Consider the following 14,024-nt stretch of genomic DNA (forward strand, 5'->3'; position numbering starts at 1 on the left):
GCAATCCTCGGCGATCCGGCGCGCTCATCTTCCGGACCTCCTGGCTAAGAAATCTCGCTCGACCGTCAATTGTCCGATCTTGGCGTGGAGCTTCTCGACCTCCAGTTCGTGGGCCGCCTCGCCATCCCAACCAGCGCCCGCGTCGAACGCCCGAACCGCTTGATCCTGAAGCTGCTTCTTCCAGGCATAAATCTGGTTCACATGCACCTGGTAGCGCTGCGCCAGATCCGCCACCGTTGATTGTTCTCGCAGCGCCTCCAAGGCGATCTTTGCCTTCAGCGCCGCATCGATTTTCCGTCTTGTCTTCTTCATGGTCCGCTCCGTTTATCAAAACGGAACGGCATCCGCACCACCTAAGCCGCCGGTCCAAAATCCGGGGTCCACTTCACCCCCTGACGCACAGCCGCTTCCCGTTTCTTACAATGAACGTGAGGTCCTAAAATCCGGCGGTATCCTGCACATTCTGGCTTTGTACGCTCGTTCACTTGAGGCTCTCGAGTACGATGTGAAAAGGCACCCGTCCTTCGAGGATTTTGCTTGCGGAGTTATGGCACGGCCAGAGACACCCGATTTTATCCTCAGCGACCCGGTACTGCGGCGGCGTTTTCCTCCGCGCCGCCTAGTCGGTTTAGGCGCGGAAACGCTGTGGAGCGCACCGCTTCGCCACGTCGCGCGCCGCGCTGGCGCGGCGTGACAACCGTGAAAGGGGGATCAAAGTGTCGTTCTTACAAAAACTGCATGCCGCCGAGGCCGAAGCTCCTGCGCAGCCCTCCGACCCCTGGCGGCTGCGCTTGGGGCGAGTGCGCGGCAAAGTCGACTTCGACGGACTGGAACGTGTGACCACCCAGACCCTCTTGGACGTGCTTGAAGTGCCTCAGCGAAGCCGGACGGCGGGCACTTATCGGCATCTAGCGAAGTTGATGGCCGAGCTCGGCTGGACGGCTGTGCGGGTCCGCGACCTCACGCGCGGCGGCTACAAGGAGCAGATCAGAGGCTATTGCAGGGATGCACGGCGCGCGCACCCCGTCTGCTAACAATCAGTCCGCACCAATCAGCCCTCAAGCGTACTCGCTCGCATCGAGCTGCTGTTTCAAGCAGGTGCAAAGGTGGAATGCCCTGCTTCCGCAACGATGAAGCAATGTCCGCGTTAAATTCCTGATCGGCACGTCGTCACCCCGCGCGGAAAATCGCACAGCATATCGTGGTGCTGCGAGCGGCAGCGAGCCGCAGCGAGTTGCACGTGTCTTTCGGAGTCTCGCTGTAGGCCCCTGGCGACATCGTTACGGTGCCCGACCCGTCCAATCGCGCTATGACACGAGCCGAGCGCCTTTCAAAACCGTCGTCAATTGAGTGAGGGCCTCGGCGTCAGCGAGCCGAATATCGTTTTGGCAGGGTCTTGCGAGCCGGCCAAGGGGGCTTATTTGCGGGGTGAATAGCACTCGCTATTCCCGACTGCCAATCCAGAAATACAAGCATTTTCAGAAACTTAGGAGGACCCCCATGAAATTCCGTCCGCTTCACGACCGCGTCGTGGTCAAACGCATCGATGCCGAAGAGAAGACCGCTGGCGCATCATCATTCCCGACACTGCCAAAGAAAAGCCCTCCCAGGGCGAAGTCATCGCCGTCGGCCCGGGCGGCCGCGACGAATCCGGCAAGCTGATTCCGATCGACGTCAAGGTCGGCGACCGCGTGCTGTTCGGCAAGTGGTCAGGCACCGAGGTCAAGATCGACGGGCAGGACCTGCTGATCATGAAGGAAAGCGACATCATGGGCGTCCTCGAGGATGCCGCCACCAAGAAGAAGGCCGCCTAAGCGCCCTTCCCCCCAGCATCCATTATCCAGGAAAAACTCATATGGCAGCCAAAGAAGTCAAATTCTCCGTCGAGGCGCGCGACAAGATGCTGCGCGGCGTCGACATCCTCAACAACGCAGTGAAGGTCACCCTCGGTCCCAAGGGCCGCAACGTCGTGCTCGACAAGTCGTTCGGGGCCCCCCGCATCACCAAGGACGGCGTCACTGTCGCCAAGGAGATTGAGCTCGAGGACAAGTTCGAGAACATGGGCGCGCAGATGGTGCGCGAAGTCGCCTCCAAGTCCGCTGACGCGGCCGGCGACGGCACCACCACCGCGACCGTGCTGGCGGCAGCGATCGTGAAGGAAGGCGCCAAGTCGGTCGCCGCCGGCATGAACCCGATGGATCTGAAGCGCGGTATCGACCTCGCGGTGGAAGCCGTGGTCGCCGACCTCGTCAAGAATTCCAAGAAGGTTACCTCGAATGAGGAGATCGCCCAGGTCGGCACCATCTCCGCCAATGGCGACGCCGAGATCGGCAAGTTCATCGCCGACGCCATGAAGAAGGTCGGTAACGAGGGCGTCATCACGGTCGAGGAAGCCAAGTCGCTCGAGACCGAACTCGAGGTCGTCGAGGGCATGCAGTTCGACCGCGGCTACATCTCGCCCTACTTCGTCACCAACGCCGACAAGATGCGCGTCGAGATGGAAAACGCCTACGTCCTGATCAACGAAAAGAAGCTGTCCTCGCTGAACGAGCTGCTGCCGCTGCTCGAGGCCGTGGTGCAGACCGGCAAGCCGCTGGTCATCATCGCGGAAGACGTCGAAGGCGAAGCGCTTGCCACCCTCGTCGTCAACCGCCTGCGTGGTGGCCTGAAGGTCGCGGCCGTCAAGGCTCCGGGCTTCGGCGATCGCCGCAAGGCCATGCTGCAGGACATCGCGATCCTGACCGGTGGCCAGGCCATCTCGGAAGATCTCGGCATCAAGCTCGAGAACGTCACGCTGCAGATGCTCGGCCGCGCCAAGAAGGTGATCATCGACAAGGAGAGCACCACGATCGTCAACGGCGCCGGCAAGAAGGCCGACATCGAGGCGCGCGTGGCCCAGATCAAGGCGCAGATCGAGGAAACCACCTCGGACTACGACCGTGAGAAGCTGCAGGAGCGTCTCGCCAAGCTCGCGGGCGGCGTCGCGGTGATCCGCGTCGGCGGCGCGACCGAAGTCGAGGTCAAGGAGCGCAAGGATCGCGTTGATGATGCGATGCATGCGACCCGTGCAGCCGTCGAGGAAGGCATCGTCCCGGGCGGCGGCGTCGCGCTGCTCCGTGCCTCCGGGCACCTCAAGGGCATTCGCACCAAGAACGACGACCAGAAGACCGGCGTCGAGATCGTGCGCAAGGCGCTGTCGGCTCCCGCTCGCCAGATCGCGATCAACGCCGGCGAGGACGGTTCCGTCATCGTCGGCAAGATCCTCGAGAAGGATCAGTACAACTACGGCTTCGACTCGCAGACCGGCGAATATGTCAATCTGATCTCGGCGGGCATTATCGACCCGACCAAGGTCGTTCGCGTGGCGATGCAGAATGCAGCCTCGGTTGCGGCTCTCTTGATCACCACCGAAGCCATGGTGGCCGAAGTACCGAAGAAAAATCAAGGCGGCGCCGGTATGCCTCCCGGTGGCGGCGGTATGGGTGGCATGGGCGGCATGGACTACTAAGTCGAAGATTCGGAGCTCCAACAATCACAAAGACCCGGCAGGGATGCCGGGTCTTTTGCTTGGCTGCTCAAACGATCAAGCCTGCGCTCCATCAAAAGCCCGGTTGTGAACTCGCCACGTTCTCTTTATGTTCCAGTCGGGCGCCACCGATTCGATTTCGACCGGAAGGGCTGGCATGGCTGGTCAAATCGTCATCACGGAAAAATCCAGCCAGGCGAAAGACGTCCGCGCTGCCGTTGGGGTCTCGCTACGGAGACGTTCTCCCGGCCGAGGGCCATCTGTTTGACCTGCTCGAACCGGAAGATGTCGTGCCGGAATGGAAACGCTGGTCGCCGATCCTGCTGCGGCCAGACGGTCTTTACGGTACTCGCCCGGCAGAGGGCGGCAATAAAGCTGCCAAGCTCAAAGCCATCCGAGAGGCCCTGCGCACCGCCCAACAGGTTTGGCTCGCCACCGACTGCGACCGCGAAGGCCAGCTGATCGGTCAGGAAATTCTCGAGCATTATAACTACCGCGGTCGGGTGCTCCGGGTGCTGTTCACCGCGCAGGACGCGCAGACCATCCGCGACGCGTTCGACCGGGCAAAACCCAATGCCGAATACGCCAGGCTTTACGCCGCCGCCGTCGCGCGCCGGCAGGCTGACCAGATCTACAACCTGTCGCTCACGCGCACCGCGACCGTCATCCTGGGTCAAGGTGCTCGGAGCGTGATCGGGGTTGGACGCGTGAAGACGCCGACCTTGGCGATTGTCTGCAAGCGCGAACTGGAAATCCGTAACTTCGTGCCGCTCGCCTATTTTGAGGTTGTTGCGACCGCGAAGGTTGTCGGAGGGCAATTCCAGATACGCCACGCGCCGCAGGAACGGATTGTCCGGCGCGAGGTGGCGCAGGATGTCGTCAATGCGGCTCAGGGCTTCGCGGGCGCGCTTGCCGTGCGCGTCGAAGACAAGCGGCAGGGGCCGCCCAAGCTGCACGATTTGCCGTCGCTGCACAAACTATGCGGCTCGCGCTTCGGCTGGCCGGCCAGCAAGACGCTCGAGGTGGCGCAGGAACTCTATGACGGCCAGGGCAAGAAGATCATCACCTATCCGCGCGCCGAGGTGCGCTACCTGCCGCAGAGCTTGATATCGGACGTTCCGACGATCGTGGCCGGACTGCAGGTGGGCCAATCGTTCAGCGCAATCCCCCTGCCCGAGCCGCCGATAATCCGCAAAGGTGCAAGCGGCAGTTTCTACGATAAGGGACTGGAGGGCGCGAGCCATCACGCCGTCATTCCCAACGTCAACACGATCGACCAGCTGCGCGAGGTCTGGCCTCGCCTGTCATCCGACGAGAAGAAACTGTTCGACGTCATCGCGCGGGCCTATCTGGCTGCGCTAATGCCCGATTTTCGTTACCGGCAGACAACCGCAACTCTCGACGTGCGCGGCTTCGAATTCCGCGCTTCCGGTCGCCAGCCCATCGATCTCGGCTGGCGCGCAGCATTCCCGCACTGGCAGCCCGGCGACGAAAAAGGCGAGGCGCAATTGCTTCCGGCGCTGCACAACGGTGAGACCGCACAACTGCAGGATCCACAAATTGAAGACAAGGAGACCCGGCCGCCGCCGCGTTACAACGAGGGCACTCTCATCGATGCGATGCAAAATGCCTGGCGCTTCGTCGACGACGAAGTTCTTCGGGAGCGCCTGAAGGAAGCCAAGGGTATCGGCACGCCGGCGACCCGAGCCGAGATCATCGGTGGGCTCAAGAAGCAGAGCTTTCTGATGACCCAGGGGAAGCACATCCTGCCGACCGAGACCGGCCTCTCGCTATTCGGCGTTCTCAAACAAGCTGATCCTGCGCTGGTCGACCCCGGCGTAACAGCGCAATTGGAATGCTTACTCGACGATGTCGTTGTCGGCAAGCAGGAGATGGTCGGTGCGATCGACGCCGTGTGCGATGTAGCTCAACGCATCATCGGCAAGCTGAAGGAGGGCGCTACAACCGGAGGGCTGCCCTCGTTGGGTGTTGCAGTCGGCAACGGCGCCGCAGCATATCCGCCTAAGCCTGCGATGAAGCGTTTTGCCGACAGCATCATCCGGCAGAAGGGCAGCAAGCCCCCGCCCGGCTACAAGACGTCGATATCGATCTGTCGCAGATTTCTTAGTGAACACGCGCCCAAGACAGCAACTGCCGAAACGCCTGGAGAGCACAAGCCTGTCAGTCCGGCCCAGTTGTTGTATGCGAAGAAAATTGCGCATCGGAAAGGTGTCATGATTCCTAACGAGGCCAAGGCTAACTCGGCCGCCATGTCAGCCTGGATTGACTCAAACCGTGACACGAAGCGGCGCAAGCCCAGTCGTAAGACCGCGTACAAGCCCGCACGATCGGCTGCTCGCCCATCGACAGCTCCGAAGAAACCTCCTCGGAAGCGCAAAGCTACGGCTGCTGCCGCGGCATCGACGACTGCTCAGGCAAATTCCGCACCCGGCACGCCACTGCGGATTCCTTATGGCAACAAGGACATCGCGCTGAAGCTTGGGGCCCGCTATCGCTCCGGCGGATGGTATGCCCCGCCGGGCGTTGATCTTGCTGCATTCGGCGAACGCGGATGGCTATAACGATAGGCAGCCAGCCCCCTAATGCCAGCCTGCGTTGGAGAGCGATCGGCACGCCGCGTTTACAGGAATCTCAACGCGTAGTTCGGTACCCAGCGAGTCTAGGTGCGCGCCGCGTTTTAAAGGGTGAAAAGGTGGAACGCTCTCCCTGCTATGAGAGAAGATGCGAGACAGAGTAGACTTCGATGGCGTGGAGCGCATCAGCACCCAGACTGTTGGATATCCTGGAAGTCCCGCAGGGCGAGCTCGGGCAGGTACATACCGAGAGCTTGCAAAGGTGATGACTGGGCTGGGTTGCGGTGCGTGTCCGTGACTTCACGCGCGGCTATTCGCGCCACTTCGAACTGCACTGTACACAGCCCACCCAAAACATGCCGTTGAGGACACGGCGGTCCCGTCGTAGGCCGCGCAGCTTGGTCGGCAAGCATTGGCCGGTTGGACGTGGTTCATCGAGTTCATGGCTCACGTCCGCTTTTCGGGCAAAGCGGATGTGAAACGGCGGCCGAAGCCGACTGAATCGGTCGAAAATGACCCGAAGCGGTCATTAGCTAGCTGCCGTACCGAGATGCAAGGGCCAGAACCACATTTTGATGGGCCGGCTTCTGTCCCCGGCGTCAAGTGTCAGGGCAAATAATTGTCGGTGAGGTCCTTGTCCGTACTAACGTCTATGCCCAGCAGTCGCTTTAACCCCGGCGGATCCAGGCCCCGGAACTATCGGCGCCACCTCTCCATCGATTGCGATTGGTATCGGCCGACTGCTGCGGTCGGGCCAAGTCCCTTCGCGTTCATGCGCGGCGTCGCTGTTCAGGAGCGTCCGCACCAAATTCGCGTATCCTTCGTATTGGATCGCTTCGGCCGGGGTGATCTGATGCAACCCGTTGTGTGGGCTGAACACCCAATTCTCGGCACGGTCCCGGTCGCCAAGGGCGGTCTCAGCCTCGCCCAGCAAATTCCGAAGCTCGCGTGCTATGTTTGGGTCGGGAGGTGTCACCAAGTTTCCCCTACAGGCGTATGGCACCATGATCCCGATGACGGCCCCACACACAAGCCCGACGAAGGCGATAGCGACTACTTCACCGAGTTTTCCGAGAAGCTCACTCTGCATCAGCTGAGCCTGATTCACTTCTCCCAGTTTTTCGGCAAGCCCACTCTGCATTAGATGAGCCAGTTTTACGTCAAGTGCACTCTGCATGAGCTGAGCCAACGCCACCGCTAGTCCCAAGCCGATTCCCAACCAGAGGGCATCGCGCACCCGGTCCGACGTGTGAGTTCGGCGCACGTCGCCCTTCATACGGCGGGCCAGAATGGCGCTCGCCGCCGCGCCGGCAAGGAACCAGAACGAAGCGGTCAAGATCTTGACCGGTAAAAAGCTCCATGCCGCAATGTCTGTTTGGTTCGCCTTTTGCGGAAGGACGGCCGTCCAGTCCATTTGAACAATTGCAGCGAGTGACCTTAAGGCATCGCCGAATTGCCAAATCAGTGTCGAGATAACGATGGCAAGCCATGTTACAAGACCAGCCCTGATGGCGATTTTAACAAGACATTTTGGCGATGCGTCCCAAACCCTCTGCTCGATCTGAACCCCCCGTTGCTTGAGTGCGATAAACGCGGCCAGCCCATACATGGCGCCTGCTGCCGTTGCGGAGCTCCATGCGAGAAGAAGCTCGTCGGAATCCCATCGTCCGCGAATGGCATCATGGGCAAGCCAGAAAGCCATGATTATCCCTGCGATGACAAGGGCCGCTGGAGCCACAATGTCGAACAGCCGGCGACCTTCGACGACCGAGATCGAAAAACCGAGCGCTTCCAGGGTCTGGGCGATCGCGCGGTCACTGTCGGCCTGTTGTCGGACACCCCAGCTAATGTAAGCGTAGATTCGCCGGAGCAGAATGTTGATCGATCGCTTGAGGGCTTCCTCTTTTTCCGGGGTGACCGATTTGGTGAGGTTCGCGATGTCCTGTGCCAATATCTTGTGCCGAGCATCGATCGCGTCAAAATCCTCCGCGAACGGCTCGAAGGCCGCTTTCCGAAGCGGGTGCACGGTGCCGGCGCCCATCTGATTTAAGGAAGCCATCAGCATTGTGGCGCGTGCCCAGCGATACCGCAGCGAGCCCCTTCCGAGTTTCAGATCAGCTTGAAGCCCTTCTCGTTGCGCGTCCGGAACGGCCTCCAACTGACTTGCGGGAGGCTCGTAAGGCGCGTCCTCAAGAACTGCGATCATCTTCTTCACGCCGTCCGGAACAAGAAACCATTCATGGACATACCGCCGAAGCTGTTCCTCGATCATGGTGATCCACTTGATACTCGTCGTGGGAAGCAAACCTACGAGAAGTAGCGCAACGAGCAATGCCCAGGCTTGAGGTGGAAATTTCTTGGCATCGATGCCGAAAATTTCGATGACTTGCCGCCCGGGCAACAGCAGCAGGCCATACAGCAGCAGAGACGCGATGACGTAAATCCGACGCGCCCTTTCATAGGCCGACGGGAGGAAGAGATAGCGAAGCGGTGCGACGGTCTGCGGCAAGGCCTCCCGGTTTGGAAACGTAGGCTCGTTAAACCGTTGCCGAGCATACGCAGCCACAATCAGGAATCCGACCAAGGCGCTCCAGTATTGGCCGATGAGGTTGAATACTTGCTCGTTGGTCATGGCACTCACCTCTGTTTAAGGGGCTTCGGTAAAGCAAAGGTCGTGTGCGATCTCCCGCCGTCCTATACGGGTCTGGATACCCTCTATCACTTCGTCGAGCATTACTTGGCGCGTCAGCCGACAATGCATTGTCTGGGTGGTGTCGAATCGTCCGGTCTCGAACAGCTTATTCGCTGGCGCTCCGCCGCCGCACCAACGGAAGTAGGGGCAGCTGCGTTCGCACGCCTCCACCCCCCGGCGGATTTCGTTGTCGATGGCTTGGAACAAAGGTGCGCACTTAAGATCGGATAGCCTGTGCTCCCTGACGTGACCCAATGCAAACGCTCCGAATCGTGGATGATGTGCCCCCAGGAGTTCCGGTGAAAACGTCGAAAACGTGCCATCGTGACTCACACTGAGGATGGCGAAGGCAAGATTCTGCTCATCTTTGGCGGGTTCGTTCGACAGCAGCAACCCGACGGTGCTTTCGAATTCGCGCACTGCAAGAAGGCCAGGCGCATTCCAAGCGAGTTCGAATAGGCGTTTGATGAATCCTCTGAACCGCGTCTCGACGTCAGCGCTCGCAAGTGACGATTGCGAATGTGCCCCCTCGATCTCCTCTATGTTGAATCCAACTTCCTTGATCCCGTTCTGGACATAGAAGTCAAAGAGCCCATCAGGATCATCGAGCGCACGCTCCGTCAGTACCGTGATCACGTGAAATGCGAGGCCCTTATCCTGCAGCAGACGTACCGCACGCATCACCTGCTTATGTGTTCCATGCCCGCTGCGTGTGCGCCGGCTGGCGTCGTGGAGGTGTGCCGGACCGTCGATACTGAGCCCGATCGTCGCTCCTGTTCGGGCAAAGAACCGCACCCAACCATCGTCCAGAAGCAGTCCGTTGGTCTGAAAGCGGTGCTTCAGTTGCAGAGTGTCTGGGCACCGCTCCGCTACAAGCGCCATTGCTTTTTCATACCAAGACAGTGGAACTGTAAGAGGTTCACCGCCATGCCACGCCACCTCCAGCTGCCGGTCCAGCAGCGGACTCTCGAACACACACCGGCAAGCGGAGTCCAACGTCTCAAGACTCATCGTCGCAGCTGATTTACGACTGGAGAGATAGCAGTACGAGCAATCGATGTTGCAGAAGGGGGTCGGCTGAAGAACAAGAAGTCTCAAGCGCGACGCCGCGGTATCAACACTAACGCTCGTAACTGCGCCCATGGTGGGTTACCCCCAACACCGTTAGTTCCGCCATTGCGCGATCTTCTTTTCCGGCGGCAGGTCGCGCACGAGCGCCGGATCGACAAGACGGACACGCTCGACGATTGCAGCAACACGTGCCGATAATTCTTGCTCGCCAGCACGTGAATCAGCTGGTAGTCGGCTTGCAAGTGCATCGCTTGCCAAAGCGCAAGTGACCGCTGCGACTAAAGAGGCAACAACGGTTCCTTTGCACAAGGGTGATCCAGGATAGAGGTCATTGGACATAGCTCACTCCCGCGTTGCATCATCAATTGCCTCCCGCGGGATGGTATCACTCGTCAATGTCGTCCCGTGTGATCCACTTCATACTTCGATGGGATTTAAAAGCAGATCGGCTTGCCGCTTCGCGCTGGTCTGCATACCGGTGAAATTGCAGTCAAGGGCCGTGATATCGGCGGTATGGCGGCGCACGCGGAGCTCGAACTATGAGGCGGCCTCAATCCAGCGACGTTCTTGCTTCGCGAGTTGTGGCGGGCTCAGGCGCTCCGGGCGCGATCGCATGGCCTCCCTGGTCGATGGAATCTATTTCTTCGGACGCATAGTGATGTCGGCTCTTGATGCTGTGGACGGCTCTCCACGGGCGCAAGAGTGCCAAGGAGTAGGCGCCGTTTGAGGCTCCCACGATTCGGAGGAGCTAGCAGTGCAATCGATTTCGACAATCGGTCTCGCTATAGCCAAGTCTGTTTTTCAAGTGCATGGCGTTGATGCAGCCGGGCAAGTGGTCATGCGCCGGCAGTCGAGGCGCCGCACGTGCTGTCATTTTTCCAGAAGCTGCTCCCCTGCCCGGTAGGGATCGAGCCTGCGCCTCATCACATCATTGGTCCCGCGAGCTGCAAGAGCTGGGACATACGGTGCGGTTGATGCCGCCCGCTTACGTGAAGCCCTACGTCAAGCGGAGGCGATTTGCGAGGCGGTCACGAGTCCAAACATGCGGTTCGTGCCGACCAAGATCCGCGGAGGGCATTATGGCGAGCGGTCATATGAACCGCGTTAACAGGCCGAATACATGGCTGCTCCGACCACCGCCGCAGGCGTGAGGAAAACCCTTGCCAACCCGGGGCCGTCCACACATGCCCCATCGCCTCATTCGCGGTAACGCAGCAATTCGGTCACTTTCTGAGCGGAGCGGACATTGAGTACCCCGACGACGCCCCCGATTGGAAAGGGGTCTTGACGTTCGGCCGGGCGCCCCAAACAGCCGTGGCGGCTTGATGTTGCCGTTCGAGGACCGCGGAGGTCGAAGAGCTATTGAAACCGCGCAGCAACTATCGCGATCCGGCGCGAGTATTAGTAAACGCGTGCTGGCGAAGATGGCCGAGGCGTTAAGTGACGTTTAGAAAGGCTGCTACCCTCGCTGGAGGGAGAGAATCTAGAAAGAAACTTGCTCCAATGCTTCATCTCGGGTGCTGTCGCCCCGGGGGAGAGGATCTCGCGGGAAGGCATTCTCCGCTGAAAAGCCGACGGCAACATGTTACCTGGACTGTTGTTCTGAAATCTAGAAGACTCGTGAGAGCCAGGATGTACCGGACTTGCGATAAAGCCGCCTGCAGCAAAAAGGGGCAGAGTGAGGGTATGCGCCCCACACATGATCAAGCTCACCGAGAAGCAGGAAATCACGGCTTACAAGTGGGTGCGGCCGGAGAGGATGCAGATCAATCACATGAAACCTGCGGGCCGGTTGAGGTCTCCGCCGAGGCAACGCCAATTCGGAAACGTGTCCTTAAGCGCGCAGCGGATCTTCTGCGATCAGTGCTGGACGGGCGCAATTTGCGAATCATCCGATGAGCCAGCGCCCCTTATGGATATCGAACTTGACCAAGCCTTCCTCTCGCATTTTCAACAGAAGCGATTGGCAAGTTTCCTCATTCACGACATTAGCACGTTTCATGACTTCGTAGACTTTGAGCGGCTTCTCACGGAGCGCGTTCAGGATATTTTCGCGATCATTCAGCATAACCGGAGTCCTACATCACTAAGGAAATCATTGAGGATAGGAAAGCTGATCTTCCGTAACTACTCGCTCAATATTCTCTGACTTACTCTTGATGCGGTATCTAATCCGCCCGTCTGCCTCAACGGGCATACGCCGAACGATGGTGTAAATCATCGACTGGTCAGTCGCGGCACGACCCTGTGGTCCTTGGGGCTGGTGGTGAACGTCTTCATTCGGCTTGTAGGCATGTGACATATGTCTTCCCGTAAGATTTGCGGCTGCTCTAGTGTAGACCGTGCTGAGAAAGGCACACTATCGAGGCTTCAGCGAGGCCGCACCTAGCTTCGTTGGACGCATGCGCGAGGTCACAGGCGAGGCAGTATGATTGACCTAATGCCGCCGGACGCCGAGATCGTCCGCCGTTATGTAGGCCATGCAAGCCTGATATATAGCGGCCCGGCTCGGTTACTCTCCCGGCCTGTGCCCAGGTGATCTTGTTAACGAGCGATGCTGTCGAAGGCCGCGTGTCATTCTCGTTAGCGGCCTCATCGGTGACTTCTCGGATTTCAGCCCCAATTCGACCAGCCAGTGAATGGCGTTCATGACTCATGTCTTCCTTCTGGGCCGATCCACTTGCACATCCTGAAACTCTTCCGGTCCTTTGAGGAGGCGTCGCTTGCGGCTGGCCCGAGCGTGCTGATTGGCTGTGGCATCGGCCATCTCGTCGATCGTTTCACCGGCCATTGTGCGGGCGCGCTGTTTCTGCCCTTGGTTCCCGGAACGGCGCTCCGTCTTCACCGTCAGTCCTAGCTCGACCAGGCGCCGGACGGCTTCTGGGAACGTCGGTCTGTCAGGCTGGTTCTCCGCCCACTTTACGATAGAGGCTCGCAACAACGGCGGCGCCCGAAACCCCATCATGGGATCTTGAACAGTGGATGGGCGAGTGCGTTTTTGTGATTTAGTCCTTATCGACATGTGCGAACATAAGTTTGGCCTAAAAGCAAGCCAAGGGAAAGCGCGAAGTTCCGCGCTGGTGCAAGGCTTACGCTGACCGAACGCGAATCCCGTGTTCCAACTCGCCCCGTTCCGATTGCGAGCCTTCTCGTAACCCGATTGGGCCAAGGATCAACCGTTAGAGCGGACCCAACCCGTGTTCCAGCTCTTGAGGGTCCCTCCACGGACATCGCGCTCAAAGCTGGCCATCTCGTGAGAGGGGCCTACGTGCTCGGTAGAGCGTAAACCGCGCCGCAGAAGCGATGAAATGACACATGGGCCCTAAGCGCGATTGCGCCAAGGCCGGAAACATTCCCTTGCGGTGCGACCGCAATGTAACTATGCCCTGAACATTCGAGTTTTCGGCCGAACGACTTGGCCTCGCCGCGAACAGCGCGCCTGACTGACGACCCTCTCCCAGATCTCGAGTTAACCGATCGCGTTTGGCGCGGTCTCAAATACACACAATCGAAGGACGATCTCCCATGGCGACGGGAACAGTGAAGTGGTTCAACAACCAAAAGGGTTTCGGCTTTATTCAGCCGGATCAGGGCGGCCAGGATGTCTTCGTTCATATCAGCGCGGTTGAACGTGCAGGCATGAGCACTCTCAATGAAGGGCAGAAGGTTTCCTTCGAGGTCGTCGCAGACCGCCGGACCGGCAAATCTGCTGCGGAAAATCTCCGCGCTGAATAAACTTCCGCGCTCGCCGCCAACGCTTTGACCACGGATGTACCGGCAAAGCTTCTGGTAGAGAACCCCGCCGTTTGGTGTGCCAGCAGCGGGGTTCTTTTTTCGAGCACTGAGGGTGCCCGCCGAACGATTTGAGCCAGCCTTTGGGCCATCCTTTGCATACGCCCGACAAGAAGCCATTGGGACTTTTTGATATGTCGAAGATCGACGTCGATAAACAGCATGATGATTTCGTCTAAGGGCAAATTTCCGCGTCTGCGATCGGCTCCGCCCAGTTACCGACCTCTGGTCACCGCCTCTCATGTTTGCTGCTGTTTCGGCGTCAAGTTTCAACGCAAGGGGATATTAGGTTGTGGAACGCGCCTCTGCGAGCATCCAAAACGGAAAGGTACTTGAACAGAGATATGGG

General features: G+C 59.3%; 9 protein-coding genes and 2 pseudogenes. 7 read left to right on the forward strand and 4 right to left on the reverse strand.

Annotated elements, in window-relative coordinates; all coding sequences use genetic code 11:
* Positions 1-24 precede the first annotated feature (24 nt).
* Positions 25-312: a transposase gene (locus J6497_RS25075; RefSeq protein ID WP_225706961.1), complete on the reverse strand. Its 288-nt coding sequence runs from the start codon at positions 310-312 to the stop codon at positions 25-27.
* 404 nt (positions 313-716) lie between these two features.
* On the opposite strand from J6497_RS25075, the gene J6497_RS25080 reads away from it, so the two are divergent.
* From J6497_RS25080 to J6497_RS25095, 4 genes and pseudogenes are all read left to right on the forward strand, one after another.
* Positions 717-1,034, forward strand: a complete 318-nt coding sequence (locus J6497_RS25080) for a hypothetical protein (protein ID WP_225706962.1) — start codon at positions 717-719, stop codon at positions 1,032-1,034.
* A gap of 466 nt (positions 1,035-1,500) precedes the next feature.
* Positions 1,501-1,814, forward strand: a pseudogene (locus J6497_RS25085) (co-chaperone GroES).
* A gap of 41 nt (positions 1,815-1,855) precedes the next feature.
* Positions 1,856-3,508, forward strand: coding sequence for a chaperonin GroEL (groL, locus tag J6497_RS25090; protein ID WP_225706963.1), 1,653 nt, complete (start codon positions 1,856-1,858; stop codon positions 3,506-3,508).
* Between the two features lie 59 nt (positions 3,509-3,567).
* Positions 3,568-6,108, forward strand: a complete 2,541-nt coding sequence (locus J6497_RS25095; protein ID WP_225706964.1) for a DNA topoisomerase — start codon at positions 3,568-3,570, stop codon at positions 6,106-6,108.
* A gap of 655 nt (positions 6,109-6,763) precedes the next feature.
* Here J6497_RS25095 and J6497_RS25100 read toward each other — a convergent pair.
* From J6497_RS25100 to J6497_RS25110, 3 genes are read right to left on the reverse strand one after another with little or no spacing between them, the layout of a single operon-like run.
* Positions 6,764-8,752, reverse strand: coding sequence for an antitoxin Xre/MbcA/ParS toxin-binding domain-containing protein (locus J6497_RS25100; protein WP_225706965.1), 1,989 nt, complete (start codon positions 8,750-8,752; stop codon positions 6,764-6,766).
* Positions 8,753-8,767: 15 nt separating this feature from the next.
* Positions 8,768-9,955 carry a cyclophane-forming radical SAM/SPASM peptide maturase GrrM/OscB gene (grrM, locus tag J6497_RS25105; RefSeq protein ID WP_225706966.1) on the reverse strand — a complete coding sequence of 396 codons (1,188 nt, stop codon included), beginning with the start codon at positions 9,953-9,955 and terminating at the stop codon, positions 8,768-8,770.
* A 21-nt stretch (positions 9,956-9,976) separates the two neighbouring features.
* Positions 9,977-10,222 (reverse strand): hypothetical protein, encoded by a 246-nt coding sequence (locus tag J6497_RS25110; RefSeq protein ID WP_225706967.1) that lies wholly within the window; start codon positions 10,220-10,222, stop codon positions 9,977-9,979.
* A gap of 415 nt (positions 10,223-10,637) precedes the next feature.
* Between J6497_RS25110 and J6497_RS25115 the strand changes: the two are divergent.
* The 3 genes and pseudogenes from J6497_RS25115 to J6497_RS25125 all read left to right on the forward strand — a co-directional run.
* Positions 10,638-10,946: pseudogene (locus J6497_RS25115) on the forward strand (IS110 family transposase); the annotation flags it as partial.
* Positions 10,947-11,582: 636 nt separating this feature from the next.
* Positions 11,583-12,032, forward strand: coding sequence for a hypothetical protein (locus tag J6497_RS25120; protein WP_225706968.1), 450 nt, complete (start codon positions 11,583-11,585; stop codon positions 12,030-12,032).
* A gap of 1,376 nt (positions 12,033-13,408) precedes the next feature.
* On the forward strand, positions 13,409-13,618 hold the full coding sequence (locus tag J6497_RS25125; RefSeq protein ID WP_225706969.1) for a cold-shock protein: 210 nt from the start codon (positions 13,409-13,411) through the stop codon (positions 13,616-13,618).
* Positions 13,619-14,024 lie beyond the last annotated feature (406 nt).

The sequence above is a fragment of the Bradyrhizobium cenepequi genome (genome assembly GCF_020329485.1).
Taxonomy (GTDB): Bacteria; Pseudomonadota; Alphaproteobacteria; order Rhizobiales; family Xanthobacteraceae; genus Bradyrhizobium; species Bradyrhizobium cenepequi.